23 protein-coding genes and 2 rRNA genes are annotated in these 25156 nt (G+C 62.0%); 15 read left to right on the top strand and 10 right to left on the bottom strand.

Features of this window, described 5'->3' with window-relative positions:
• The first annotated feature begins 55 nt into the window (after positions 1-55).
• Positions 56-1423, top strand: coding sequence for an NAD(P)-dependent oxidoreductase (locus ACK3BK_RS16345; protein ID WP_411382895.1), 1368 nt, complete (start codon positions 56-58; stop codon positions 1421-1423).
• Positions 1424-2698, top strand: coding sequence for an NAD-dependent dihydropyrimidine dehydrogenase subunit PreA (gene preA, locus ACK3BK_RS16350; protein WP_186668843.1), 1275 nt, complete (start codon positions 1424-1426; stop codon positions 2696-2698).
• A gap of 69 nt (positions 2699-2767) precedes the next feature.
• On the opposite strand, the gene ACK3BK_RS16355 is transcribed toward preA, so the two are convergent.
• The gene (locus ACK3BK_RS16355) at positions 2768-3388 is read right to left on the bottom strand and encodes a TetR/AcrR family transcriptional regulator (protein WP_186668841.1); all 621 of its coding nucleotides are present in this window, start codon (positions 3386-3388) and stop codon (positions 2768-2770) included.
• A 134-nt stretch (positions 3389-3522) separates the two neighbouring features.
• On the opposite strand from ACK3BK_RS16355, the gene ACK3BK_RS16360 reads away from it, so the two are divergent.
• The 4 genes from ACK3BK_RS16360 (at position 3523) to ACK3BK_RS16375 (ending at position 8305) form a co-directional block, all read left to right on the top strand.
• A complete protein-coding gene (locus tag ACK3BK_RS16360) occupies positions 3523-5571 on the top strand; it encodes a TonB-dependent receptor family protein (protein ID WP_411382896.1) in 2049 nt (682 codons plus the stop codon).
• A 373-nt stretch (positions 5572-5944) separates the two neighbouring features.
• The gene (locus ACK3BK_RS16365) at positions 5945-6094 is read left to right on the top strand and encodes a hypothetical protein (RefSeq protein WP_186668837.1); all 150 of its coding nucleotides are present in this window, start codon (positions 5945-5947) and stop codon (positions 6092-6094) included.
• A gap of 48 nt (positions 6095-6142) precedes the next feature.
• Positions 6143-7366 (top strand): YcaO-like family protein, encoded by a 1224-nt coding sequence (locus ACK3BK_RS16370; RefSeq protein WP_186722415.1) that lies wholly within the window; start codon positions 6143-6145, stop codon positions 7364-7366.
• Positions 7367-7375: 9 nt separating this feature from the next.
• Positions 7376-8305: a class I SAM-dependent methyltransferase gene (locus ACK3BK_RS16375; RefSeq protein WP_411382897.1), complete on the top strand. Its 930-nt coding sequence runs from the start codon at positions 7376-7378 to the stop codon at positions 8303-8305.
• A gap of 6 nt (positions 8306-8311) precedes the next feature.
• Here ACK3BK_RS16375 and ACK3BK_RS16380 read toward each other — a convergent pair whose 3' ends face one another.
• Entirely contained in the window at positions 8312-9373 is a 1062-nt protein-coding gene (locus tag ACK3BK_RS16380) for an AI-2E family transporter (RefSeq protein ID WP_186709855.1), read from the bottom strand.
• A gap of 132 nt (positions 9374-9505) precedes the next feature.
• Between ACK3BK_RS16380 and yegQ the strand changes: the two genes are divergently transcribed.
• From yegQ to ACK3BK_RS16410, 6 genes are all read left to right on the top strand, one after another.
• Positions 9506-10840 (top strand): tRNA 5-hydroxyuridine modification protein YegQ, encoded by a 1335-nt coding sequence (gene yegQ, locus ACK3BK_RS16385; protein WP_411382898.1) that lies wholly within the window; start codon positions 9506-9508, stop codon positions 10838-10840.
• 150 nt (positions 10841-10990) lie between these two features.
• A complete protein-coding gene (locus tag ACK3BK_RS16390) occupies positions 10991-12718 on the top strand; it encodes a copper resistance system multicopper oxidase (RefSeq protein ID WP_411382899.1) in 1728 nt (575 codons plus the stop codon).
• The gene (locus tag ACK3BK_RS16395; protein ID WP_411382900.1) at positions 12711-13517 is read left to right on the top strand and encodes a copper resistance protein B; all 807 of its coding nucleotides are present in this window, start codon (positions 12711-12713) and stop codon (positions 13515-13517) included. Before ACK3BK_RS16390 ends, ACK3BK_RS16395 begins: the two co-directional genes overlap by 8 nt.
• 12 nt (positions 13518-13529) lie before the next feature.
• Entirely contained in the window at positions 13530-13958 is a 429-nt protein-coding gene (locus tag ACK3BK_RS16400) for a DUF411 domain-containing protein (protein ID WP_288375260.1), read from the top strand.
• Positions 13958-14395 carry a YqaA family protein gene (locus ACK3BK_RS16405; RefSeq protein ID WP_411382901.1) on the top strand — a complete coding sequence of 146 codons (438 nt, stop codon included), beginning with the start codon at positions 13958-13960 and terminating at the stop codon, positions 14393-14395. Before ACK3BK_RS16400 ends, ACK3BK_RS16405 begins: the two co-directional genes overlap by 1 nt.
• 75 nt (positions 14396-14470) lie before the next feature.
• A complete protein-coding gene (locus ACK3BK_RS16410; RefSeq protein ID WP_411382902.1) occupies positions 14471-15469 on the top strand; it encodes an alpha/beta fold hydrolase in 999 nt (332 codons plus the stop codon).
• Between the two features lie 78 nt (positions 15470-15547).
• Here ACK3BK_RS16410 and ACK3BK_RS16415 read toward each other — a convergent pair whose 3' ends face one another.
• The 4 genes from ACK3BK_RS16415 to ACK3BK_RS16430 are packed head-to-tail and all read right to left on the bottom strand — an operon-like array spanning position 15548 to position 18790.
• On the bottom strand, positions 15548-16129 hold the full coding sequence (locus ACK3BK_RS16415) for a DinB family protein (RefSeq protein WP_186668821.1): 582 nt from the start codon (positions 16127-16129) through the stop codon (positions 15548-15550).
• Between the two features lie 11 nt (positions 16130-16140).
• Positions 16141-17241 (bottom strand): cell division protein ZapE, encoded by a 1101-nt coding sequence (gene zapE, locus ACK3BK_RS16420; protein ID WP_186722406.1) that lies wholly within the window; start codon positions 17239-17241, stop codon positions 16141-16143.
• A gap of 54 nt (positions 17242-17295) precedes the next feature.
• Positions 17296-18444: a PQQ-dependent sugar dehydrogenase gene (locus ACK3BK_RS16425; RefSeq protein ID WP_186668817.1), complete on the bottom strand. Its 1149-nt coding sequence runs from the start codon at positions 18442-18444 to the stop codon at positions 17296-17298.
• 25 nt (positions 18445-18469) lie between these two features.
• On the bottom strand, positions 18470-18790 hold the full coding sequence (locus tag ACK3BK_RS16430) for a hypothetical protein (RefSeq protein WP_151926147.1): 321 nt from the start codon (positions 18788-18790) through the stop codon (positions 18470-18472).
• Positions 18791-18975: 185 nt separating this feature from the next.
• Between ACK3BK_RS16430 and ACK3BK_RS16435 the strand changes: the two genes are divergently transcribed.
• The gene (locus tag ACK3BK_RS16435) at positions 18976-19464 is read left to right on the top strand and encodes an LEA type 2 family protein (protein WP_186668815.1); all 489 of its coding nucleotides are present in this window, start codon (positions 18976-18978) and stop codon (positions 19462-19464) included.
• 3 nt (positions 19465-19467) lie between these two features.
• On the opposite strand, the gene ACK3BK_RS16440 is transcribed toward ACK3BK_RS16435, so the two are convergent.
• On the bottom strand, positions 19468-19731 hold the full coding sequence (locus ACK3BK_RS16440) for a hypothetical protein (RefSeq protein WP_186668813.1): 264 nt from the start codon (positions 19729-19731) through the stop codon (positions 19468-19470).
• Between the two features lie 128 nt (positions 19732-19859).
• Between ACK3BK_RS16440 and ACK3BK_RS16445 the strand changes: the two genes are divergently transcribed.
• Positions 19860-20180 carry a YqjD family protein gene (locus ACK3BK_RS16445; protein ID WP_411382903.1) on the top strand — a complete coding sequence of 107 codons (321 nt, stop codon included), beginning with the start codon at positions 19860-19862 and terminating at the stop codon, positions 20178-20180.
• A gap of 30 nt (positions 20181-20210) precedes the next feature.
• Here ACK3BK_RS16445 and ACK3BK_RS16450 read toward each other — a convergent pair whose 3' ends face one another.
• Positions 20211-20828 carry a tRNA-(ms[2]io[6]A)-hydroxylase gene (locus ACK3BK_RS16450; protein WP_411382904.1) on the bottom strand — a complete coding sequence of 206 codons (618 nt, stop codon included), beginning with the start codon at positions 20826-20828 and terminating at the stop codon, positions 20211-20213.
• 152 nt (positions 20829-20980) lie between these two features.
• On the opposite strand from ACK3BK_RS16450, the gene ACK3BK_RS16455 reads away from it, so the two are divergent.
• On the top strand, positions 20981-21844 hold the full coding sequence (locus tag ACK3BK_RS16455; RefSeq protein ID WP_411382905.1) for a universal stress protein: 864 nt from the start codon (positions 20981-20983) through the stop codon (positions 21842-21844).
• Between the two features lie 93 nt (positions 21845-21937).
• On the opposite strand, the gene rrf is transcribed toward ACK3BK_RS16455, so the two are convergent.
• Positions 21938-22053, bottom strand: a 5S ribosomal RNA gene (rrf, locus tag ACK3BK_RS16460).
• Positions 22054-22186: 133 nt separating this feature from the next.
• Positions 22187-25079: ribosomal RNA gene (locus ACK3BK_RS16465) — 23S ribosomal RNA — on the bottom strand.
• Between the last annotated feature and the right edge of the window lie 77 nt (positions 25080-25156).

Here is a 25156-nt window from a genome sequence, read left to right on the forward strand (position 1 = left end):
ACGGACGGGCGAGTAACCGCCGCCTGTACCCATAAAAAAGAGAGAGGCTACAACCGTGATCGACACCCTGAACCACTTGCCGCGCCCGAGGGCCAGCGCCGAGCAGCTCGCCGACGCCTTCACCGACCTCGCCCCACCCCTCACCGCACGCCAGGCCGCCGTGGAAAGCGCGCGCTGCCTGTACTGCTACGACGCCCCCTGTGTGAATGCATGCCCGAGCGAAATCGACATCCCTTCATTCATCCACCGCATCAGTGATGAAAACCTGCAGGGCGCCGCCGAGCGGATCCTGTCGGCGAACATCCTCGGTGGCAGCTGCGCCCGCGTGTGCCCGACCGAAATCCTCTGCCAGCAGGCGTGCGTGCGCAACAACGCCCAGGAGTGCGCGCCGGTGCTGATCGGCCAGTTGCAACGCTACGCCCTGGACAACGCCGGTTTCAGCGAGCACCCGTTCAAACGCTCGCCCAGCACCGGCAAACGCATCGCCGTGGTCGGGGCCGGCCCCGCCGGGCTGTCCTGTGCGCACCGCCTGGCCTTGCATGGTCATGACGTGGTGGTCTTCGAGGCACAGCAAAAGGCTGGCGGCCTCAACGAGTACGGCATCGCGCGCTACAAGCTGGTGGACGACTATGCCCAGCGTGAGGTGGATTTCCTGCTCGGCATCGGTGGCATCGAGATCCGCCATGGCCAACGCCTGGGCGACAACCTCACCCTGGGCGAATTGCGTGACCAGTACGACGCGGTGTTCCTGGGCCTTGGCCTGAATGCCGTGCGCCAGCTCGGCCTGCCTGACGAGGAGGCCCCTGGGGTGCTGGCCGCCACCGACTATATCCGTGAACTGCGCCAGGCCGACGACCTCAGCCAACTGCCGCTGGCCGACCGCTGCCTGGTGATCGGCGCGGGCAACACCGCCATCGACATGGCAGTGCAGATGAGCCGCCTGGGTGCGCGCGACGTCAACCTGGTGTATCGCCGCGGTGCCGCCGACATGGGCGCCACCGGCCACGAGCAGGACATCGCCAAGGCCAACCAGGTGCGCCTGCACACCTGGGCACGGCCCGATGCTGTGCTGCTGGACGACCAGGGCCGCGTGAAAGGGATGCGTTTCGTACGCACCGAACAGGTCGAAGGCAAACTGGCCGATACCGGCGAAACCTTCGAGCTGCCCGCCGACGCGATCTTCAAGGCCATCGGCCAATGCTTCGATGACGCAGCGCTCAAGGACCCGGTAGCGGCGCAACTGGCGCGCGATGGCGAACGTATCCGCGTCGACGAGCAGATGCGCACCAGCCTGCCCGGCATCTATGCCGGTGGCGACTGCACCGCCCTGGGCCAGGACCTCACCGTCCAGGCCGTGCAACATGGCAAGCTGGCCGCCGAAGCCATCCATGCCCAACTCATGCTCAATGTGGAGGCAGCGTAAATGGCCGATCTGTCCATCGAATTCGCCGGTATCAAGGCACCCAACCCTTTCTGGCTGGCGTCCGCGCCACCGACCGACAAAGCCTACAACGTAGTCCGCGCCTTCGAGGCGGGCTGGGGTGGCGTGGTCTGGAAGACCCTTGGCGAGGACCCGGCGGCGGTCAACGTGTCGTCGCGCTACTCCGCGCACTTCGGCGCCAACCGCCAGGTGCAGGGCATCAACAACATCGAGCTGATCACCGACCGCTCGCTGGAGATCAACCTGCGTGAAATCACCCAGGTGAAGAAGGACTGGCCCGACCGGGCGCTGGTGGTGTCGCTGATGGTGCCGTGCGTGGAGGAATCGTGGAAGTTCATCCTGCCGCTGGTCGAAGCCACTGGCGCCGATGGCATCGAGCTGAACTTCGGCTGCCCCCACGGCATGCCCGAGCGCGGCATGGGCGCGGCGGTCGGTCAGGTGCCGGAATACGTGGAAATGGTCACCCGTTGGTGCAAGACGCACTGCTCGCTGCCGGTGATCGTCAAGCTCACGCCCAACATCACCGACATCCGCCAATCGGCCCGCGCCGCACATCGAGGCGGCGCCGATGCCGTGTCGCTGATCAACACCATCAACTCGATCACCAGTGTCGACCTGGACCGCATGGTCGCCCACCCCATCGTCGGAGACCAGAGCACCCACGGCGGTTACTGCGGCTCGGCGGTCAAACCGATCGCGCTGAACATGGTCGCCGAGATTGCGCGCGATCCTGAAACCCGGGGCCTGCCGATCTGCGGCATCGGTGGTATCGGCAACTGGCGCGATGCCGCGGAATTCATCGCACTGGGCAGCGGCGCGGTGCAGGTGTGCACGGCGGCGATGTTGCACGGTTTTCGCATCGTCGAAGACATGAAAGATGGCCTGGCGCGCTGGATGGACCAGCACGGGCACCGCAGCCTGGAAGCCTTCCGCGGCCAGGCCGTGGCGCACACCACCGACTGGAAGTACCTGGACATCAACTACAAGTCGGTGGCGCATATCGACCAGGATGCCTGCATCGGCTGCGGACGCTGCCACATCGCCTGCGAAGACACCTCGCACCAGGCCATCGCCAACACCCTGCAGGCCGATGGAACGCATGTCTACAGCGTGATCGAGGCCGAATGCGTGGGTTGCAACCTGTGCCAGATCACCTGCCCGGTTGAAAACTGCATCGACATGGTGGCCCAGGAGACCGGCAAGCCGTACCTGAACTGGACCCAGGATCCGCGCAACCCCTATCGTGAAGCGAGCTGACCTGGGCTGGCCTTCAGATTTTGAACCCTGCAAGATCCCTCGCCGGGGTTGTCAGGCACCCCGGCAGGCTCAAGGCTCCAGCCCGATGCCCCGCAGAATCACGCTGGTCACCGTCTGCACCGCCCGCTCGAACGCCATGTCCGACAGCGGCTCGCCGTCATTGAGCAAAGCCACCTGGTAACCGAAATCGGCGTAATGCTGGGTCGAAGCCCAGATCATGTAGAGCAGCGCCGACGGCTCGACCGGCAGGATGCGCCCCTCCTCCACCCAGCGACGGATCTTGGCTTCCTTCAACTGCGCCCAGGGCACCAGAGAATCGTCCAGGCTGTCGCCCAGCAGCGGCGCGCCGTGGAGGATTTCCTCGGCCCAGACTTTCGAGCCCAGCGGCCGCGAGCGCGAGTGTCCCATCTTGGCGCGGATATAGCTGGTCAGCACGACGCGTGGGTCTTCGAAGCGCTCGAAACACAGGGCATCCTGCTTCCAGACGTCCAGCAAGTCCTGCAGTACCGCACGATAGAGCTCATCCTTGGTACTGAAGTAGTAATGCAGGTTGGAACGCGGCAACTGCGCGCGCTCGGCGATGTCGCCCATGGAAGTGACGCCGTAGCCTTGCTCGGCGAACACCTGCTCGGCGGCCTGGAGAATTTTCTCGATATTGCGACGGCGAATTTCGATCTTGTGGTTGGCCATAGGGCGTCCGAAACGGCAGGAACCGCTCAAGGCTAACACGCACGAGCCATCGCTGCGCTCTGCAGATCGACAACTGTGCTTCGTCTGACAGTTGCAGCGTCACACACCCGCACCCGATCTGGAACCCCCTGCCCATGCGTCCGAACCTCCCCCTCTCGCTGCTGGCCCTGCTGGCCGGCACCGCCTCCCACGCCGCCGAGCGCATCGAGCTCGAACAGGTGCTGATCCAGGACCGCCAGCAGTCCGAGCAGGAAGCCGCTGCCGAACGACTGCGTGAGATACCCGGCGCCAGCAACCTGGTGGACATGGACAGCGTCGGCCAGGGGCGTGTGGCCAGCAACCAGGATGTACTGGCCTACCAGCCGGGGGTATTCGCCCAGTCGGCGGGCAACGACGGGATCAAGCTGTCGATCCGGGGCTCGGGTATCAACCGCGCGCCAGGCGCCCATGGCTCGGGGGTCTACACGATGTTCGATGGGCTGCCGCTGACCGGCCCCGGCGGTACGCCGTACGAGCTGTTCGAGCCCTTGTGGCTGAACCGTGCCGAGGTGCTGCGCGGTGCCAACGGCTTCGACCAGGGCGCCTTGGCCCTCGGCGGCGCGATCAACTACGTGACCCACACCGGCCACGACGCCGCGCCCCTGCAACTGCGCTATGAGGCCGGCAGCCACGGCTACCAGCGCCGGCACATCAGCTCTGGCCAGGTGCTGGGCAATCTCGACTACTACGTGGCGCTGACCGACGCCGAGTACGACGGCTACCAGCGACACAGCAGCGGCAGTGCCAAGGGCATCGCCGCCAACGTCGGCTATCGCTTCAACCCGAATCTGGAAACACGCTTCTACCTGCGCTACCGGGAAACCGAGAACGATCTGGCCGGGCGTCTGACCAAGGACCAGATCAAGCACCACCCGCGCGCCGCCAACCCGGCCTATCTCGCCCGCGATGACAGCCGTCCGCAGCCTGGCAGCACCTGGGTGGGCAACAAGACCACCTTCTTCCTCGATGATGACTCACGTCTGGAGGCCGGGCTGGTCTACCACGACTACCCAATGGACCTGCGCGAAGGCCCGATGCGCCTGAAAGTGGCTTACACCGATGTCAGCGGCACGCTCAACTACCTGCGTCGCGATACCCTGTTCGGCCACGAGAGCAAGACCACCGTTGGCTGGCGCACTACCAAGCACCTGCCCAACAGCGGCGCCTCGCAGTTCGTGCGCAATGGCGATGTGTTCGGCCCACGCAGCCGCGACTTCAGCTACCAGGGCTCGGACACCGTGCTGCACCTGGGCAACGACCTGGAGCTGGTGCCGAACCTGTGGCTGACCACCGGCCTTGCCATGATCTACACCCGCCGCGAAAGTGCCGTCACCTTCCCTGCCAACGGCGGTAAGGTCAGCCAGCACGACTGGGACTATGCACCGCGCCTGGGCCTGCGTTACGACATCGACCCGCAGACCCAGGTCTACGGCAACCTCAGCCGCTCCGTCGAGCCACCGCATCCTTGGTCGTTGATCTGGAGTTCGACCGTCGCGACGCAACCCATCGAGATGCAGAACCAGACAGCCACCACGCTGGAGCTGGGAGCCCGTGGCGAGTCGATCCTGGGGCGCTGGGATCTGGCCTGGTATTACTCGCAGGTGCGCCATGAACTGCTGGCGGTCGAAATCGTGCCGGGCCAGCCGTTCAAGGAGTACAACGCCAGCCCCACTGTGCACCAGGGCGTCGAAGCAGGCCTGGACAGCACACTGTGGCAACAGCAGGGCGTCGGCAAGCTGTCGCTGCGCCAGGCCTACACCTTCAGCGACTTCCATTACCGCGACGATGACCGCTTCGGCGACAACCGCCTGCCCGGTATCCCGATGCATTACTACCAGGCCGAGTTGCGCTACGACTGGCCCAGCGGTTTCTACGCCGGTGTGAATACACAGATGGCCTCGAAGGTGCAGGTTGACTACGCCAACAGCTATCACGCTGACGACTACGCCTTGCTTGGCGCGCGCCTGGGCTGGGACTCACCGAAGCAGGACTGGCAGACCTGGATCGATCTGCGCAATCTGACGGGCGAACGCTATGCGGCCACGGTAACCCCAGGCTATGACGACCAGGGTAGCGACATGGCGCGCTCGACCCCTGGGGAGGGCTTTGCAGCCTACATCGGTGTTTCTTACACGCTGAAATAATACAAAAGCGCCTGGCGGCCAAGCATATTGCCTTCGACCATGCGGAAAAAACATCGAAGGCAGTATGAAAGCATGACCAAAAAGCAGTTATCGCCATTCAAATAGAAAGCGCCTACAGATACTGCGCGAAGGTACTGCTTCATTCCTTCCCTCAGACCGCTGTCAAAAGCTCGCCTCCTTTCTCCTGAGCCCTCTGTGTGGGCGGATTGATCTGCGAAAGCATGCAGTCAACTGCCATAACAGTGACCGCACATTTCATTAACACGGCTCCCCGCGCACCCTCCCTTTCCGTAGACCGTCTTGTTGACGAACACTGCGTCGGCGGCCTTAGAACGCCGCCAACAACCCTCAGAGTTCAAGAAGGAGTTTCACCATGGGATACATTTATCGTGGCATGAGCAACAAACTGAACGAGCTGGAAGCAGAGGTCGTGGTTGATCAGGCGGCTGGCGAACTGACTACCGAGCACGCAGACGCAATGCAACTGGCCGAGCACGAGCACGTCGAGCTCGAACGCGAATAATCCAGCCTGCAAGGCGGCCCTCAAGCCGCCTTGCTCCCAGGAGTCAGCATGCATATGACGTACGTGGCTGAACGTGAACTCCCCCTGGCAACGGCAAGGCAACGCATCGATGAACAACTCGCACAACTGGCGCTGAACGTTGAAGAGCACTGGGAAGGCACATGGGTCGGCTCGGCCCGCATAGGCCTCAGCTCACAGACCGGGGCTACCAGCCAAGGCTGCGGAAAAGGCCTGGAGCAAGAAGCTCGGGTCGGCGCACGCTTCGAGGCACTGGAGCACTTTCTCGATGAACACCTTACCCGTAATGCTCACCTCAACGAGGCCAGCGACTTGGCCCGAATGCCTACCCTGCAAGATGACATGCTGCAACCCTGGCTTGCGGCACAGCCCCACGAGAAACTGGCGTGCCAGGCTTACCACGACCTGGACGGCCAATGGCTGTTCGACTATCCATTGTGCCTCACGCGGCCGGATTACGCCGATCACCCGGCTGCCGGCGAAACCTTCGACCTTCGTGGGCTCCGACGCTACAGCAGCAATGATGGGTCAGCCATCGGCGCAACCCTCCAGGAAGCCATACTGCATGCGTTGAACCAGAGCATCGAACGAGATGCGCTGTCGCTGTTCTTCCTGCGCCATTACTACTACAGACAACCCTCCCCCTTGCGCTGGGTAAGCAAACCCGGCACGCACACCGAGCTCGGACGCATCTGGCAGCATGCCGAGGACTGCCTGGAAGCGCCAATTGGTGTTCTGGACATCAGCAGCGAGTTTGCCAGCAGCACCTATCTGGCACTGCGCATGTCGCAAGCATCACGCCTGCATGGCGCGCTGTTCGGCGCAGGCGCCTCGCTCGACCCCTGGCATGCCGTGCGCCGCGCGGTCACCGAACTGGTTCAGGTACAGCTCAACAGTCGCCCCCCCGGTGCGCTGGATGAGCTGAAACTGGCCGAACGGCTGCTGCGGCCTTTTCCTCGCCTGCAATCGTGCCTGCAGTTCGACCTCGACGTACTGCTGGAAAAAGCAGGACACACGGTGGCGCTGCCTGACCCAGGCCCTCGATGCAGTGTGCGTCAACAGCTGCGATATCTGTACGCAGACCTTCAACGCCATGGCAGGCAAGCCGGTATCTGCCAGCTGTTCCAAGGCCACGAAGGCATCAGCCTGGTGAACGTCGTGGTTCCCGGACTCGAACGTTTCCACCTCGTCTGCAGCGGGAATGTCGTCTGCCCCGGGCCCAGGGGCCTCGCCCACCGAAGTCAGCAACCTTGAGGGGTCGCCATGCAACCAGAACACGCCCGACACGAACGCTGGCTGGCCCGGCACCTGCCCTCGCGCGCCCATACTCCAGGCGGGGTCGCTACGCTGGAAGAACCTGTTGGCCATGGTCTGAACAACCTGTTCATACTCCGCCTGCAAAACCTCGAATACCTGGGGCGCAAGCTGCTGGATGAACAGGGGCAGTTGGGAAGCCGACTGACACCGGCCATGTTGCTGGGGCCGCTGCTCAGAACCCGACAGTGTGGCAACCGCCTGCAGATGCACTATCGGACGCTGTCCACCGACGAAAAACACCAGGTGTTCGCCCAGGCCCGGCGCAGCAACGACACCAGCATCCACTTCCCCTTTCCGGTCGTGGACGAACAGGGCCAAGAGCTAGTAGCACCTGCATCATTCTGGAATGACACCCCGCAGCTAGCCCGGCGCCTGGACGCACAGGAACGGCATTTTCGCGAGCACTGCCTGGCGACACTGCAAAAGCGCCTTGCTCCCGGCGCCGTGATACACGACCCCGCCTGCTCGACCGGAACCTTCATCGCAACGCTCGCACAAGGGCTGCCCGACGCGCAGTGCCTGGGCAGCGACGTATCCCCTGCCATGATCGCCCATGCCCGCATGCATCAGCGACTGCCCAACCTGAAGTTCGATATTGCCGACGCCACTTATTCGGCCGCCGCCGACAGTTGCGACGTGCTGATCCTGCGCTTCCTGAATGCCGAGGTCATGGTCCGCCAGCAGGCCACCCGCCTCTTCCAGGCATTGAGCCGACGTGTGCGACGAGCCGGTGTAATCATCGTCTTCGGCCATACCCCGGTGTTGGTCGCCATCGAGCCCGAAGCCAAGCGTCTGGGCCTGAAGGTCACCGGTACGATCGCCGCCTGCCCTGATACCCAGGCGCTGTTTCAGTTCTTCATCCTGGAGCGTGACTGAACAGCCTCACGGCAACTGCACCTGTGGCGTGCTCTCGGTGAAGATCGTCCAGCTGGAGATGAACAACGCGGCGATCAGCGGCCCGATCACGAAACCGTTGAGGCCGAACACCGCCAGACCGCCCAGGGTCGACACCAGGATCAGGTAGTCGGGCATGCGCGTATCCTTGCCCACCAGGATCGGGCGCAACAGGTTGTCCACCAGCCCGATCACCAGCACGCCGAACGCCGTCAGCACGATGCCTTGCCAAATAGCGCCGGTCAGCAGGAAATACACTGCGACCGGCCCCCAGACGATCCCGGCCCCCACCGCAGGCAACAGCGACAAAAACGCCATCAGCACCGCCCACACCAGCGCACTGGGAATATCCAGCACCCAGAAAATCAAACCACCAAGAGCCCCCTGGGTGATCGCCACCAACAGGTTGCCCTTCACCGTGGCCCGCACCACCCGGTTGAACTTCAGCTGCAAGCGGCGCTTCTGCTGCTCGGGTAGCGGCACGGCCTGGCGCACCTTGCGCGCCAGCTCCGGCCCCTCACGCAAAAAGAAGTACAGCAGGTAGAGCATGATGCCGAAACTCACCAGGAAGTCGAAGGTGCCCTGGCCGAAGCTGAATGCCTGCCCGGCCAGAAACTGACTGCCCTGTGTCGCCCACTTGGTGATCTTGTCGCGCAGGCCATCGAGGTTGCCCATGCCCATGCGGTCCAGACCGTTCTGGACGAAGTGCGGCAGCATGTCCTTGCCGCGCTCGATGTAGCCGGCGATATCCAGCTGGCCGCTTTCAATGCGCTGGTACAGGGTGGCGCCCTCCTGCACCAGCAGGGCACTGATGATGATCACCGGCAGGATCGCAATCATCAGGCAGGTGGCCAAGGTGGCCCCGGCTGCCAGGTTGCGCCGCCGGTTGAAACGCAGCAGAAGGTTGCGTTGCAACGGCGCGAACAGGATGCCGAGGATCACGGCCCAGAAGATGGCGCCGTAGTAAGGCAACAGGATCCAGACGAAGGCGACGGTGACCAGCGCCAGCAATACGGCCAGGGCTCTGTTCTGGAGAGCGGTTTGATTCATGGGCATTCCTCGATTGTCCTGGACGTTAGTGCGTAGCGAAGCGGCAAAAGTGCCATCAACGCCGTTTGACCCAGATCAACACTGCTTCGCCAGCCGCGCCTTAGCATCCGCACCTTTTGCCCTGGTGCACCCATGAACCTTCTCGCCAAGCCCGAACTGCTGGCCCCTGCCGGCTCCCTGAAGACCCTGCGCTACGCCTTCGCCTATGGCGCCGATGCGGTCTACGCCGGCCAGCCACGCTACAGCCTGCGGGTGCGCAACAACGAATTCGACCACGCCAACCTGGCACAGGGCATCCAGGAAGCACACGCCCTGGGCAAGCGCTTCTACGTGGTGGTCAACATCGCGCCGCACAATGCCAAGCTCAAGACCTTCCTCAAGGACCTGGCGCCCGTGATCGAGATGGCGCCCGATGCGTTGATCATGTCCGATCCGGGGCTGATCATGCTGGTGCGCCAGCATTTCCCGCAGATGCCCGTGCACCTGTCGGTGCAGGCCAACACCGTGAACTGGGCCAGCGTGCAGTTCTGGCAGCAACTGGGCCTGAGCCGGGTGATTCTGTCGCGCGAGCTGTCGCTGGAAGAAATCGAGGAAATCCGCCAACAGGTGCCTGACATGGAGCTGGAGGTCTTCGTCCACGGCGCACTGTGCATGGCCTACTCCGGGCGCTGCCTGTTGTCGGGCTACCTGAACAAGCGCGACGCCAACCAGGGTAGCTGCACCAACGCCTGTCGCTGGAAGTACCAGGCGACCCCGGCAGGGGAAAACGCCACCGGCGAGATCGTGCGCGAGTGCGAACCGAACTTGGGCATTGGCGCCCCAACCGACCAGGTGTTCCTGCTGCAGGAGGGCAATCGACCCGGTGAAGAGATGCCCGCATTCGAGGACGAACACGGCACCTACATCATGAACGCCAAGGACCTGCGCGCCGTACAGCACGTCGAGCGCCTGACTCGGATGGGCGTGCACTCGCTGAAGATCGAGGGGCGTACCAAGTCGCACTTCTACTGCGCCCGAGCCGTGCAGTCCTACCGCCAGGCGATCGACGACGCCGTCGCCGGTCGGCCCTTCGACCGCAGCCTAATGGACAACCTCGAGTCCCTGGCCCAGCGCGGCTACACCGAAGGTTTCCTGCGCCGCCATGTGCACGACGAGTACCAGAACTACCAGCGCGGCAACTCGGTCTCGGAGCGCCAACAGTTCGTTGGCGAACTGACGGGGCTGCGTATCGACGGGCTGGCCGAGGTGAAGGTGAAGAACCGCTTCGCACTGGGTGACACCCTCGAACTGATGACCCCTCGCGGCAACTACCACTTCGAACTCGACCGGCTGGGTGATCGCCAAGGCCAGGCCATCGAGGTGGCGCCAGGCGACGGGCACCTGGTGTACCTGCCGATTCCCGAACAGGTATCGCTCGAGTTCGGGTTGCTGATGCGTGACCTGCCTGCGCAGCAGGCCCTAAGCTGACAGCGCTGTAATGACAGCCTCAGCTGGCTGACAGGGATGGCGGTGGATCATCGGGCTATTCCATGGCCCGTTCGCAGGCAAGCCCGCGGCTTCGAAAGGCGCGCCCGATCGCGACAAGGCCTCTACCCATGCCCTGCCTGAGGCCCATTCATGCCCCACAGCCCCTCCCGTCGTACCTTCGTCAAAGGCCTCGGCGCCGCCACCGCGGTGGCCGGCCTGGGTCTCTGGCGCCCACTGGCCAGCGCCGCCGAAGGCCATCGCCCAGGCCAACCGCTGCAGGGCCAGGACTTCGAACTGTACGTTGGCCAGACTCCCGTCAACATCACCGGCCGCCCGCGCACGGCCCTCACCGTCAACGGCAGCCTGCCCGGCCCGCAGTTGCGCTGGCGCGAAGGTGACAGCGTGACCCTGCGCGTGCGCAACCGTCTGACCGAACCCACCTCGATCCACTGGCACGGCATCATCCTGCCCGCCAACATGGACGGTGTTCCCGGCCTGAGCTTCGCCGGCATCGAGCCTGGCGGCGACTACCTCTACCACTTCACCCTGCGCCAGAGTGGCACCTACTGGTACCACAGCCATTCCGGGCTGCAAGAGCAGGCGGGGGTCTATGGGGCGATCGTCATCGAACCCCGCGAGGCCGAGCCTCACGCTTACCAACGCGACCATGTGCTGCTGTTCAGCGACTGGAGCGACCAGGCCCCCGAAGCACTGCTGGCGACGCTCAAGAAGCAGTCCGACGCCTTCAACTACCACAAGCTCACTGTGGGTGACTTCATCGAGGATGTCGCGCGCGACGGCTGGCGCAAGACCGTCGACGAGCGCCTGATGTGGGCCGACATGCGCATGAGCCCCACCGATCTTGCCGACATCAGCGCGGCCACCTACAGCTACCTGCTCAACGGCCAGCCACCGGAGGGCAACTTCACCTGCCTGTTCCGCCCCGGCGAGACGGTACGCCTGCGCCTGATCAACGCCTCGGCCATGACCTACTTCGACTTCCGCATCCCCGGCCTGAAACTCACGGTGATCGCCGCAGACGGCCTGCCTGTGGTGCCGGTGACGGTAGACGAACTGCGCATCGCCGTGGCCGAAACCTTCGACATACTGGTCGAGCCGGGCGATGCCCCAGCCTACACCCTGTTCGCCCAGAGCATGGACCGCACCGGCTTTGCCCGTGGCACCCTGGCCCATGCTCATGGCCAGCAGGCGCCCATCCCGCCAACGGACCCACGCCCCCGGCTGACCTTGAACGACATGGGGCACGGCGGCATGGGCGGCGCCGCAATGGCAGACATGCCTGGCATGGACCACGCCAACATGGCCGGCATGAATCACGCGGCAATGGTCGCCATGCAGCGCCACCCGGCCAGCGAGAGCGGCAACCCGCTGGTCGATATGCAGACCATGGCGCCGCGCCCGAACCTGGGTGATCCCGGTATCGTCCTGCGCAGCAACGGCCGCCGGGTGCTGACCTACGCCGATTTGCGCAGCCGCTTCGAAGACCCCGACGGCCGCCCACCCTCACGCGACATCGAACTGCACCTGACCGGCCACATGGAGCGCTTTGCCTGGTCATTCGACGGCGTGAAGTTCAGCGACGCCCAACCACTGCGCCTTACCTATGGCGAGCGGGTGCGCATCACACTGGTCAACGACACCATGATGGCCCACCCCATTCACCTGCATGGCATGTGGAGCGACCTGGAGGATGAACAGGGCAACTTCATGGTGCGCAAGCACACCCTCGATATCCCGCCCGGAACCCGGCGCAGCTATCGGGTCAGTGCCGACGCCCTGGGCCGCTGGGCCTACCACTGCCACTTGCTCTACCACATGGAGACCGGCATGTTCCGCGAGGTACGGGTCGATGAATGAGCTCAACAACCGCTGGCTCCTGGCCAGTGTGACCCTGCTGGTGCTGCTGGCCAGCGAAGAGGTGCGCGCGCAGCAAAACCCGACCCAGCCCACCACGGCGTTGCCCGTCATCACCGATGCCGACCGCCGCGCAGCCTTTCCCCCTCTGCCGGGCCACCAGGTGCATGACAATGCGCTGAACGCGGCGGTGATTGTCGATCAACTCGAATACCAGCACTTCGACAACAGCGGGCTGCTGAACTGGAATGCCACTGCCTGGATCGGCGGCGACATCGATCGCCTGTGGCTACGCAGCGAAGGTGAACGTGAACAGGGCATCACTCACAAGGCCGAACTGCAGGCGCTTTGGGGCCATGCCATCAGCCCCTGGTGGGAGCTGGTCGGCGGTATACGCCAGGACTTCAAGCCTGCCAGCGGCCAGACCTGGGCAGCGTTCGGCATCCAAGGGACGCCGCTGTATGGGCTGGAGCTCGAGGCCACCGCCTATGCCGGTGAGCGACAGCAGACCGCGCTGCGCCTGGAGGCCAGTTACGCTATGCTGCTGACCAATCGCTGGATCCTCGAACCGACCCTCGAAGCCAACTTCTTCGGCCGTAACGATGCCGGGCGCGAGCAAGGTTCGGGGCTGGCCGAAAGCGAAGCAGGCCTGCGCCTGCGCTATGAAATCACCCGCAGCTTCGCGCCCTATGTCGGCGTCAGTTTCAACCGCTTGCACGGCACCCGCGCCGACCAGGCCCGTGAAGACGGCGACGACCCCGCGCAGACCCGTCTGGTCGCAGGTGTGCGCCTGCGTTTTTGAAGGAGTTCGACCATGCTACGCAAACACCTGATGGCCTTTGGACTGCTGGCCATCAGTGGCCTGGCCCAGGCCGCCGAGGTCATCGATGTCTACCGCGACCCCAACTGCGGCTGCTGCAAACAGTGGATCAGCCATCTGCGCGACAACGGTTTCACGGTCAACGACCATGTCGAGCCGAACATGAGCGCGGTCAAGCAGCGCCTGGGCGTCGCACCACGTCTGGCGTCTTGCCATACCGGCGTGATCGACGGCAAGTTCGTCGAAGGGCATGTGCCCGCCGAACAGGTGCGCCTGCTGGCCAAACGCAGCGATCTCAAGGGGCTGGCCGTGCCGGGTATGCCCATGGGCTCGCCCGGCATGGAAATGGGCGACCACAAGGATGCCTATCAGGTCATCGGCCTGACCCGGGACGGCCAGGACACTGTGGTCGCCGAATACTGATGCTCAGTCTCTGGGCGCTGTTTCTCAGCGCCTTTGGCGCAGCCACCCTGCTGCCGCTGCAGTCCGAGGCGGTGCTGGTCGGTTTGCTCCTGCGCGACCCCAACGCCTGGCTTGTGCTGTTGCTGATTGCGACCCTGGGCAACGTGCTCGGTTCGCTGGTCAACTGGCTGCTGGGCCGAGCGATCGAGCGCTTTCGTGACAAACGCTGGTTTCCGTTCAGCGCCAGTCAGCTGCAAAGTGCACAACGGCGCTACCAGCGCTGGGGCCAGTGGTCGCTGCTGTTGAGCTGGATGCCCGTGATCGGTGATCCCTTGACCCTGATCGCCGGGATCATGCGCGAGCCGTTCTGGCGCTTCCTGTTGCTGGTCACCCTGGCCAAGGCCGGGCGCTACCTGGTGGTCGCGATGATCACCCTGGGCTGGTTTCACAGCGGGTAACACCTTTCACGGTTCCGAAGGTCAACTGACTGCTACAGTCGCCTTTTCCTACTTGAACCTACACGGAGTACCCCGATGCTGCGCGCAACCGCCCTGGCCCTGGCCTGCCTCGTCGGCAGCTCGGCCATCGCCGCCGAGTCGCCCACCTATGGCAGACAGCTCGAAGGTTTCACCTACCCTCACCCACTCCAGCACTTCGCCTTCACCTCACAGGGCCAGGCCCTGCAGATGGGCTACATGGACGTCCCTGCGCAGGGCCAGGCCAATGGTCGCAGCGTGGTGCTGATGCATGGCAAGAACTTCTGCGCCGCCACCTGGGAAACCACCATCGAGGCCCTGAGCAAAGCCGGCTACCGGGTCATAGCCCCGGACCAGGTCGGCTTCTGCACCTCGAGCAAGCCCGAGCATTACCAATACAGCTTCCAGCAACTGGCCGACAACACCCATGCACTGCTCCAACAGCTTGGCATCGACAAGGTCAGCGTGCTGGGCCACTCCACCGGTGGCATGCTCGCCACCCGCTATGCGCTGATGTACCCACAGCAGGTGGAGCGCCTGGCCATGGTCAATCCGATCGGCCTGGAGGACTGGAAAGCCCTGGGCGTGCCCTATCGCAGTGTCGATCAATGGTATCAGCGTGAACTCAAGCTCGATGCCGAAGGGGTGCGCAACTACGAGCGCAACACCTACTACGCCGGGCGCTGGAAGCCGGAATACGAGCGCTGGGTGCAGATGCTGGTAGGCCTGAACAAAGGGCCTGGGCACGAAGCGGTGGCGTGGAACTCGGCGCTGATCTACGACATGATCTTCACCCAGCCGGTGGTCTACGAGTTCAAGGACCTGAAGATGCCGACGCTGTTGCTGATCGGCGACAAAGACACCACCGCCATCGGCAGCGACATCGCCCCGCCAGAGGTCAAGGCACGCCTGGGCAAATACGCAGTGCTCGGACCGCAGGTGACCAAGCTGATCCCCCAAGGGCAACTGGTCACCTTCGAAGGCATGGGGCATGCCCCGCAGATCGAGGAACCTGAGGCGTTCCACAAAGCCTTGATCAACTGGTTGCAGCAGTAGCACTCGCCTTGCTGCAGGCTGGGAGCGGTCTTTTACGGCCACAAGGCCGCTCCTGAACAGACTCTGTGAACGAAGCTGTCACGCCCTCCAGACCTGCCCTTCGCTCCACCCCAGTTCGGCAAAATCATCCGCGCGCAGGGGCGCTTCCTCCTCGCAGAAGAATTCGTCCAGCTGCGGCGGGCGCACCGAGGTGTCGCTGAGCATCGCATGCACCTGCCCGCGGTGATGGATCTGGTGTTCGAACAGGTGCGAGAGCAGGCGCAGGCGCTGCTCGCGCTGGACCCGGTCAGCCCGCACGATACTCACATAGCGCCGCAACTGGTCGTCACGCAACAGCCGGCAATACGCGATCAGGCGCTGGTCGGCCTGGGCCTGCTGGGCATGCAGGTCGGTACAGGTGGCAAACGGCTGCTCAGGCTCGAAGAAGCGCTCGCCATCGGCCTCGGGGGCTTCGCCGCGCTGCTCGCACTCCAGGGCATTGAGGTAGAACCAGTCCACCGTCAGCAGGTGATTGAGCGTGGCCTTGATCGAAGGAAAGAAGCTGCAACGGGGGGCGACGAACTCGTCGTGGGTCAGTTGCAGGCATGCCTTGTACAGGCGATGGTTGGCCCAGCCGTTGTTGTAGGCCTGGGTCAGCAGATGGTGCGACAGCAGCTCCATGGTCGGCTCCTTCAGGCGAAGCGTTGCAGTTGCATCTCCCGCAGCCGGCTCAGGGTCCGCCTGAACGGGAACGCCAGATACCCTTGAGTGTAGAGCGCTTCGAGCGCGACCTCGGCTTCCAGGTACAAGGCGACCCGACGGTCGTAGCATTCGTCGACCAACGCGATGAAGCGCCGCACACTGTCATCGCGGGGCGACAGCGCCGGTAGCTGGCGATCGCCGGCCACTACACGCTGGGCGCCGTCCTCGGTTCCGCGGGCGATGCGCCCGGCACGTTGCACCCCGCCCAGTGCAGGCAGCCCCTCCAGCAGGATGGCCGTATAGCGGTCGCACAGGGCCATGAACTCAGTCGCCGCCAGCGGTTGCTCGCACAGGTCGGCGAAGTGGCACCAGATCACCTGCTCGCTGCGGCGAATCACTTGGATCTGCCGCGAACCGACCTGCAACGGCTGGTCGGTGCCGGGGTCATCCGCGCTCAGTTGCCGGAATACCTCGGCCAATGCGCTGGGCTTGCCCGCCTCGGCAATCCAGTAACGCTGACGCTGTTCGCCGGGGTGCAGGCGGTGGTCCTGCTCGCCGGCCACGGAGATGACCTGCATGTGCCGCTGGATCGCGGCGATGGCCGGCAAGAAGCGCTCACGATTGAACCCGTCGAGGTACAGCTGATCGGGCGGCTGGTTGGACGTAGCGACGATGACCACGCCCTGGTCGAACAGCACCTGAAACAGGCGACCGAGGATGATCGCGTCGCCAATATCGCTGACAAACAGCTCATCGAAGCACAGTACGCGAATATCCCTGGCCAGCTCCCGGGCCAACGCGTGCAGTGGATCGGCGGTGCCAGCCAGCAGAAACAGGCGTTGGTGCACCCAGGCCATGAAGTGATGAAAATGCTGTCGCCGGGAAGGAACCGCAAGGCACTGCTGGAACTGATCCATCAACCAGGTCTTGCCGCGCCCGACCGGCCCCCATAGATAGACGCCCTGGCCGCCGCGCCCCTGCTCCAGCGCCTCGAAGCACTGCTGCAGGGCGGCAACGGCCTCGGCCTGCGCAGGGTCGGCGGCAAAGCCTTGCTGCTCGATGGCTTGCTGATAAAGGGCGTAGGGCGTCATGGCGTTGGATCGCAGGCAAAACGCCATGGTAATGGGGGTTTCCCGGATCCGCCATCAACCCTCGCGCAGGCCCACCTTCAGCAGCGCCCCGTCCTTGGCGTCAGTCAGCACGTACAGGTAGCCGTCCGGCCCCACCCGCACATCGCGAATACGCGCATTGAGTTCCCCCAACAACCGTTCTTCATGGACGATCTTGTCACCATCGAGTTGCAGGCGAATCAGCTCCTGAGTGGCCAACGCACCGATGAACAGGTTGTGATCCCAGGCCTTGAAGGTCGGGCTGTCGTAGAAGGCCATGCCACTGATGCCTGGGGACTTCTCCCACACATGGTGCGGATCTTCCATACCCTCTACATGCTTGCCCTTAGCTTCGGGGATCGGCAGCAGCGAGTAGTTGATGCCATGGGTCGCGATCGGCCAACCGTAGTTCTTGCCTGCCTCGGGGATGTTGATCTCATCGCCGCCGCGCGGGCCGTGCTCGTGGGTCCAGAGCTTGCCTGTCCAGGGGTTGAGCGCCGCGCCCTGCTGGTTGCGGTGCCCGTACGACCAGATTTCCGGGCGCACATTCTTCTGGCCGACGAAGGGATTGTCCTTGGGCACCTCGCCATCGGGCAGGATGCGGACCAGCTTGCCCTGTAACTTGTCCAGATCCTGGGCGGTGGGGCGCTGATTGTTCTCGCCCAAGGCAATGAACAGATAGCCCTCGCGGTCGAACACCAGGCGCGAGCCAAAGTGGTTACCCTCGGACAGCTTGGGTTGCTGGCGGAAGATCACGGTGAAATTTTCCAGACGCGCGCGATCCTGCGACAGCTGGCCACGTCCGACCGCCGTCCCCGCCTTGCCGTCCGCGCCTTCCTCGGCATACGACAGATAGACCGTGCGATCCTTGGCGAACTCCGGCGAAAGCACCACGTCCAGCAGGCCGCCCTGCCCTTGCGCCCAGACCTTGGGCACCCCTGACAGCGGCGGCCCGACCTTGCCTTCGGCACCAACGATGCGCAGGTTACCCGTGCGCTCGGTGACCAGCATATCCTTGCCCCCCGGCAGGAATGCCAGAGCCCACGGGTAGGCCAGACCATCAGCGACGGTACTGACGGTCAATTGCCCTTCTTCGCTCGCAAACTGCTTGTCGTCGGCAGCCTGTGCCAATAACGGGAACAGTGCGGCAGCAACCAGGGTGGTCATCCAGATACGTGGCGTCATGCGGGGATCCTTCCAATCAAGAGGCTCAGGGCGCACGTTGTGAGTCGCGCGGTGGCCGAGTGGGTTCCAGGTTCGGGGTCTGTTGTTGACGGCGCAGGTTGTCACCGTTGCCGATGCCGCGGTTGTCCAGCGTCGGTGGCCGCACAATGGGCTGGGTCGAGGGGCCGCGCACCGGCGGCGTCGCTGGCACACTGCCTTGGCGGCTGTTGGGGTTGGCGCGCTGAATTGGGCTGTTGTAGGGGTTATTGCGGTCGCTGGCAGCAAGCAAGGGCATCTGCACGGGTGCCGCGTGAGCGGGAAGGCACAGCAGCAGGCTGATGGCCAGGAAAGGCAGTGTAGGTTTCATCCTTCATCTCCGGTACGAAAAATCGCGCCCAAGCGTTGGATAGCCTAAGGCGCTTCAGGTTCGCGACAAAAGCATGAAAACCAATGGAGTTGATTCGCGATGTTTCCTTCAGGCCGATAGCGAGGGTTTCAACGATGGGACGTATTTGCCACACTCAAAGGCCGTCTCCAGCCAAGGCCCTTGCGATGACCATCTGCTTGCGCAACACCGCCCGACTTTGCCTGGCCCTGCTGCTGGCCCTGGCGCTCAATGCCTGTGCGCTGCTGCACAACCGCGATCCGCTGAACATCAATGTCATAGGCATCGAGCCCCTGCCCGGACAGGACCTGGAGTTGCGCATGGCCGTGAAGATACGCGTGCAGAACCCCAACGAGACGCCGGTGGACTTCAACGGTATTGCACTGAACCTGGAGGTGAACGATCAACCGCTGGCAGCAGGTGTCAGTGACCAGCGTGGGCATATCGGCCGATATGACGAGGCGGTGATCGTGGTCCCGGTGAGTATCACCGCGTTTTCGTTCCTGCGTCAGGCGTACGGCCTGAGCCAGACCCAGTCGCTACAAGGATTGCCCTATGTGTTGCGCGGGAAGCTGGCCGGTGGGCCGCTGGGCACGGTGCGTTTCACCGATAAAGGCAAGCTCGATTTACCGCAGCCTGGGCGTGCTGGCTGGTGAGGATCAACGGTTGGCGCTGGCCGCCGCCATCATCCTGTTGACTTCGCTGCGCACCATGTCGGCGAACTCCGGAGGCGACATACCCTCCAGCTCGGCACGGACCCATTCGGCCCACTTGCCCTTGCGTCGAGGCTTCTCGGCGATCATGCGGGCCGCCTCGCCCTTGGCCTTGCCGAGATTGTTCTGCCAAAACTGGAACAGTCGTGATTTTTCCGCCTCGATCTGTGCACGTTCGGCGAAGTCTCTGTTGGCCAGATTGAAACTCATGGTCTTTCCTGCCGCTTGAAAATGAGCGCTATCTTACACTGTAGCGGCGAGCCGCCGGTATGCCGTTGCAACTTTCGACGCACGCCGTTATCCACTGTACAAGTCAATCCACCTACGAGGACGTGTTCATGGCCAGGAAATCCACCGCAACAGCCGATAGCGATCAGATCAAGGACCAGGTGTTCAGCGAGCTGCAGGCCTTGATCGAGGAGTCCGAAAAGCTCCTCGACGATAGCGCTTCACTGGTGGGCGAAGAAGCCGATACCTTGCGCGCCCAGCTCGGCCTGAAGCTGCGCCAGGCTCGCCAGGCCACCAGTCGTCTGGGGCAGAAGGCACAGCCGGTGGTAGATGCCACGCAGAAATATATTGGTGGCCACCCGTGGCAGACCGTCGCGATCTCCGCAGGATTCGGGTTGGTGGTCGGCTTGCTGCTCGGCCGTCGCCAGTGAGCTGACCCACCTCCACAGGCCCGGCCGCCCTCAGGCAGGCTGGGCCATCGGGATGCCGCTGTGAAAGCGCATCTCCATGTCCGGCGAGCTGATCAGCTCAGCCTCCACTGCCCTCACCTTCTCCACCACCCGCGCGATATCCGTTTCTTCACCATAGTGGTGCGCCAGTTTCAGGTAGCCCTGGTAATGACGTGCCTCACTCTTGAGCAGGCCGTGGTAGAAGGTGCCAAGCTCCTCATCCAGGTGCGGCACCAGCGCCGCGAAACGCTCACAGCTGCGCGCTTCGATAAAAGCACCGACTACCAGGGTATCGACCAGCTTGACCGGCTCGTGGGCACGCACAACGCGGCGCAGGCCCGAGGCATAACGTCCTGCCGAAACAGGTCGCAGGGGAACGCCGCGACGTTTCATCAGGCGCAGTACCTGTTCGTGGTGCACCAGCTCCTCACGGGCCAGGCGCGACATCATGTTGATCAAGTCCAGATGGGTGTTGTACTTGGCGATCAGGCTGAGCGCAGTGCTGGCGGCCTTGAACTCGCAGTTCTTGTGGTCGATCAGCAGGGTTTCCTGGTCGGCGAGCGCCGCTTCGATCCAGGCGTCAGGCGTAGGGCAGCCAAGGAAGGCGTCGATTTCAGGGGTCAGGGACATAGGCTCACAGCTGGGTGACATCACAGGAGCGCGGATTATACCGAGGGCGATGCTGATCGCCAGCGACTATGCTTGATACACGTCAAACGGCGCGACACAGACCGCCGACTATAGTCAGGCATTGGTCTTCATATCCCAAGGGAGTCATGCCCATGCAAGCCGTTCGCAGCATCCTTGTCGTACTCGACCCCGAGCACGCCCACAGCCGGGCTTTGACTCGGGCCAAGCTGATCGCCGGGGTAACCGGCGCACGCCTGCATCTGCTGATGTGCGACAAGAAGCAGGACCACAGCGCCTTGCTCAGCCTGCTCAGTAGCCAGCTGCATGATGATGGCTACGACAATGTTACCCATGAGCAGGCCTGGCATGACACGCTGCACGAGTCGATTGTCAGTGTGCAGCAAGCCGAAGGGTGCGAACTGGTGATCAAGGAGCATCGTCCGGACAATCCGCTGCGCAAGGCACTGCTTACACCCAGCGACTGGAAACTCTTGCGCCAATGCCCCTGCGCCGTGCTGATGGTCAAAAGCGAACGGCCCTGGACCGGCGGCAAGATCCTCGCGGCGGTGGATGTGGGGAATCAGGACGGGGATCATCGGCGACTACATGCCAGCATCATCGACCATGGCTATGCGATCGCCAGCCTGGCCAAAGGCGAGTTGCACGTCATCAGCGCTCATCCCTCGCCGATGCTCTCGGCGTCAGACCCTGTGTATCAGCTCAGCGAAACCATCGAAAAACGCTACCGCGAAGCGTGCTCGGCATTCCAGGCGGAGTTCGATATCAGCGAAGAACGCCTGCATGTCGCCGAAGGGCCGGCCGATGTACTGATTCCCTATGCCGAGAAACAGATCGATGCGGTGGTCACCATCGTCGGCACCGTGGCGCGCACGGGGATATCTGGCGCCTTGATCGGCAATACCGCCGAGGTGGTGCTTGATTCGCTTGAGGGGGATGTACTGGTGCTCAAGAGCGAAGAAGCGACGGCGCACCTGGCCGAATTGGCGCGGGGCTGATGCGATCCAGATCGGCTTTTCAGTCGCTGTATTGGACAGCCAGAAAGACAAAACCCCTACCTGCTCACGCAGATAGGGGTTTTGCGAAATGAATCTTGACGATGACCTACTCTCACATGGGGAAACCCCACACTACCATCGGCGATGCATCGTTTCACTGCTGAGTTCGGGATGGGATCAGGTGGTTCCAATGCTCTATGGTCGTCAAGAAATTCGGTTGCCAGTGCGTCTTTGCAGACACGCCAGCCAATTCGGATATGTGATCTTTGTGAGTCGCTTCGAACTTTCGGTTCGTGTCGTCTTCACCACCACAATCTGCACAGCAGATTGCTTGGGTGTTATATGGTCAAGCCTCACGGGCAATTAGTATTGGTTAGCTCAACGCCTCACAGCGCTTACACACCCAACCTATCAACGTCGTAGTCTTCGACGGCCCTTCAGGGGATTCAAGATCCCAGTGAGATCTCATCTTGAGGCAAGTTTCCCGCTTAGATGCTTTCAGCGGTTATCTCTTCCGAACATAGCTACCCGGCAATGCCACTGGCGTGACAACCGGAACACCAGAGGTTCGTCCACTCCGGTCCTCTCGTACTAGGAGCAGCCCCTCTCAAATCTCAAACGTCCACGGCAGATAGGGACCGAACTGTCTCACGACGTTCTAAACCCAGCTCGCGTACCACTTTAAATGGCGAACAGCCATACCCTTGGGACCGGCTTCAGCCCCAGGATGTGATGAGCCGACATCGAGGTGCCAAACACCGCCGTCGATATGAACTCTTGGGCGGTATCAGCCTGTTATCCCCGGAGTACCTTTTATCCGTTGAGCGATGGCCCTTCCATACAGAACCACCGGATCACTAAGACCTACTTTCGTACCTGCTCGACGTGTGTGTCTCGCAGTCAAGCGCGCTTTTGCCTTTATACTCTACGACCGATTTCCGACCGGTCTGAGCGCACCTTCGTACTCCTCCGTTACTCTTTGGGAGGAGACCGCCCCAGTCAAACTACCCACCATACACTGTCCTCGATCCGGATCACGGACCTGAGTTAGAACCTCAAGGTTGCCAGGGTGGTATTTCAAGGATGGCTCCATGAGAACTGGCGTCCCCACTTCAAAGCCTCCCACCTATCCTACACAAGCAAGCTCAAAGTCCAGTGCAAAGCTATAGTAAAGGTTCACGGGGTCTTTCCGTCTAGCCGCGGATACACTGCATCTTCACAGCGATTTCAATTTCACTGAGTCTCGGGTGGAGACAGCGCCGCCATCGTTACGCCATTCGTGCAGGTCGGAACTTACCCGACAAGGAATTTCGCTACCTTAGGACCGTTATAGTTACGGCCGCCGTTTACCGGGGCTTCGATCAAGAGCTTCGCTTGCGCTAACCCCATCAATTAACCTTCCGGCACCGGGCAGGCGTCACACCCTATACGTCCACTTTCGTGTTTGCAGAGTGCTGTGTTTTTAATAAACAGTCGCAGCGGCCTGGTATCTTCGACCGGCATGGGCTTACGGAGCAAGTCCTTCACCCTCGCCGGCGCACCTTCTCCCGAAGTTACGGTGCCATTTTGCCTAGTTCCTTCACCCGAGTTCTCTCAAGCGCCTTGGTATTCTCTACCTAACCACCTGTGTCGGTTTGGGGTACGGTTCCCAGTTATCTGAAGCTTAGGAGCTTTTCTTGGAAGCATGGTATCAACCACTTCGCACTCTAAAGAGCGCTCGTCATCAGCTCTCGGCCTTGAAATCCCGGATTTGCCTAAGATTTCAGCCTACCACCTTAAACCTGGACAACCAACGCCAGGCTGGCCTAACCTTCTCCGTCCCTCCATCGCAATAACTGGAAGTACAGGAATATTAACCTGTTTTCCATCGACTACGCTTTTCAGCCTCGCCTTAGGGACCGACTAACCCTGCGTCGATTAACGTTGCGCAGGAAACCTTGGTCTTTCGGCGTGCGAGTTTTTCACTCGCATTGTCGTTACTCATGTCAGCATTCGCACTTCTGATACCTCCAGCAAGCTTCTCAACTCACCTTCACAGGCTTACAGAACGCTCCTCTACCGCATCACCAAAGGTGATACCCGTAGCTTCGGTGCATGGTTTGAGCCCCGTTACATCTTCCGCGCAGGCCGACTCGACTAGTGAGCTATTACGCTTTCTTTAAAGGGTGGCTGCTTCTAAGCCAACCTCCTAGCTGTCTAAGCCTTCCCACATCGTTTCCCACTTAACCATGACTTTGGGACCTTAGCTGACGGTCTGGGTTGTTTCCCTTTTCACGACGGACGTTAGCACCCGCCGTGTGTCTCCCATGCTCGGCACTTGCTGGTATTCGGAGTTTGCATCGGTTTGGTAAGTCGGGATGACCCCCTAGCCGAAACAGTGCTCTACCCCCAGCAGTGATACATGAGGCGCTACCTAAATAGCTTTCGAGGAGAACCAGCTATCTCCGAGCTTGATTAGCCTTTCACTCCGATCCACAGGTCATCCGCTAACTTTTCAACGGTAGTCGGTTCGGTCCTCCAGTCAGTGTTACCTAACCTTCAACCTGCCCATGGATAGATCGCCCGGTTTCGGGTCTATACCCAGCGACTAAAGCGCCCTATTAAGACTCGCTTTCGCTACGCCTCCCCTATTCGGTTAAGCTCGCCACTGAATATAAGTCGCTGACCCATTATACAAAAGGTACGCAGTCACCTAACAAAGTAGGCTCCCACTGCTTGTACGCATACGGTTTCAGGTTCTATTTCACTCCCCTCTCCGGGGTTCTTTTCGCCTTTCCCTCACGGTACTGGTTCACTATCGGTCAGTCAGTAGTATTTAGCCTTGGAGGATGGTCCCCCCATGTTCAGACAAAGTTTCTCGTGCTCCGTCCTACTCGATTTCATTGAAAAGAGACTTTCGTGTACGGGGCTATCACCCACTATGGCCGCACTTTCCAGAGCGTTCCACTAATCTCAAATCAACTTAAGGGCTGGTCCCCGTTCGCTCGCCACTACTAAGGGAATCTCGGTTGATTTCTTTTCCTCAGGGTACTTAGATGTTTCAGTTCCCCTGGTTCGCCTCTTGCACCTATGTATTCAGTACAAGATACTCAGCTTATGCTGAGTGGGTTCCCCCATTCAGAGATCTCTGGATCACAGTCTGTTTGCCGACTCCCCAAAGCTTATCGCAGGCTACCACGTCTTTCATCGCCTCTGACTGCCAAGGCATCCACCGTATGCGCTTCTTCACTTGACCATATAACCCCAAGCAATCTGGTTATACTGTGAAGACGACATTCGCCGAAAATTCGTGAGAACTCACAAATTTTACCT

Source organism: Pseudomonas sp. L7 (assembly GCF_046605565.1).
Classification (GTDB): domain Bacteria; phylum Pseudomonadota; class Gammaproteobacteria; order Pseudomonadales; family Pseudomonadaceae; genus Aquipseudomonas; species Aquipseudomonas wayambapalatensis.

Coding starts and splice junctions, on each gene's coding strand:
- ACK3BK_RS16400 (WP_288375260.1), top strand. CDS start 13,530: ATGCTACGCAAACACCTGATGGCCTTTGGACTGCTGGCCATCAGTGGC.
- ACK3BK_RS16425 (WP_186668817.1), bottom strand. CDS start 18,444: ATGACGCCACGTATCTGGATGACCACCCTGGTTGCTGCCGCACTGTTC.
- yegQ (WP_411382898.1), top strand. CDS start 9,506: ATGAACCTTCTCGCCAAGCCCGAACTGCTGGCCCCTGCCGGCTCCCTG.
- ACK3BK_RS16415 (WP_186668821.1), bottom strand. CDS start 16,129: ATGGAGCTGCTGTCGCACCATCTGCTGACCCAGGCCTACAACAACGGC.
- ACK3BK_RS16455 (WP_411382905.1), top strand. CDS start 20,981: ATGCAAGCCGTTCGCAGCATCCTTGTCGTACTCGACCCCGAGCACGCC.
- ACK3BK_RS16380 (WP_186709855.1), bottom strand. CDS start 9,373: ATGAATCAAACCGCTCTCCAGAACAGAGCCCTGGCCGTATTGCTGGCG.
- zapE (WP_186722406.1), bottom strand. CDS start 17,241: ATGACGCCCTACGCCCTTTATCAGCAAGCCATCGAGCAGCAAGGCTTT.
- preA (WP_186668843.1), top strand. CDS start 1,424: ATGGCCGATCTGTCCATCGAATTCGCCGGTATCAAGGCACCCAACCCT.
- ACK3BK_RS16360 (WP_411382896.1), top strand. CDS start 3,523: ATGCGTCCGAACCTCCCCCTCTCGCTGCTGGCCCTGCTGGCCGGCACC.
- ACK3BK_RS16410 (WP_411382902.1), top strand. CDS start 14,471: ATGCTGCGCGCAACCGCCCTGGCCCTGGCCTGCCTCGTCGGCAGCTCG.
- ACK3BK_RS16365 (WP_186668837.1), top strand. CDS start 5,945: ATGGGATACATTTATCGTGGCATGAGCAACAAACTGAACGAGCTGGAA.
- ACK3BK_RS16445 (WP_411382903.1), top strand. CDS start 19,860: ATGGCCAGGAAATCCACCGCAACAGCCGATAGCGATCAGATCAAGGAC.
- ACK3BK_RS16395 (WP_411382900.1), top strand. CDS start 12,711: ATGAATGAGCTCAACAACCGCTGGCTCCTGGCCAGTGTGACCCTGCTG.
- ACK3BK_RS16405 (WP_411382901.1), top strand. CDS start 13,958: ATGCTCAGTCTCTGGGCGCTGTTTCTCAGCGCCTTTGGCGCAGCCACC.
- ACK3BK_RS16430 (WP_151926147.1), bottom strand. CDS start 18,790: ATGAAACCTACACTGCCTTTCCTGGCCATCAGCCTGCTGCTGTGCCTT.
- ACK3BK_RS16355 (WP_186668841.1), bottom strand. CDS start 3,388: ATGGCCAACCACAAGATCGAAATTCGCCGTCGCAATATCGAGAAAATT.
- ACK3BK_RS16435 (WP_186668815.1), top strand. CDS start 18,976: ATGACCATCTGCTTGCGCAACACCGCCCGACTTTGCCTGGCCCTGCTG.
- ACK3BK_RS16375 (WP_411382897.1), top strand. CDS start 7,376: ATGCAACCAGAACACGCCCGACACGAACGCTGGCTGGCCCGGCACCTG.
- ACK3BK_RS16440 (WP_186668813.1), bottom strand. CDS start 19,731: ATGAGTTTCAATCTGGCCAACAGAGACTTCGCCGAACGTGCACAGATC.
- ACK3BK_RS16370 (WP_186722415.1), top strand. CDS start 6,143: ATGCATATGACGTACGTGGCTGAACGTGAACTCCCCCTGGCAACGGCA.
- ACK3BK_RS16450 (WP_411382904.1), bottom strand. CDS start 20,828: ATGTCCCTGACCCCTGAAATCGACGCCTTCCTTGGCTGCCCTACGCCT.
- ACK3BK_RS16390 (WP_411382899.1), top strand. CDS start 10,991: ATGCCCCACAGCCCCTCCCGTCGTACCTTCGTCAAAGGCCTCGGCGCC.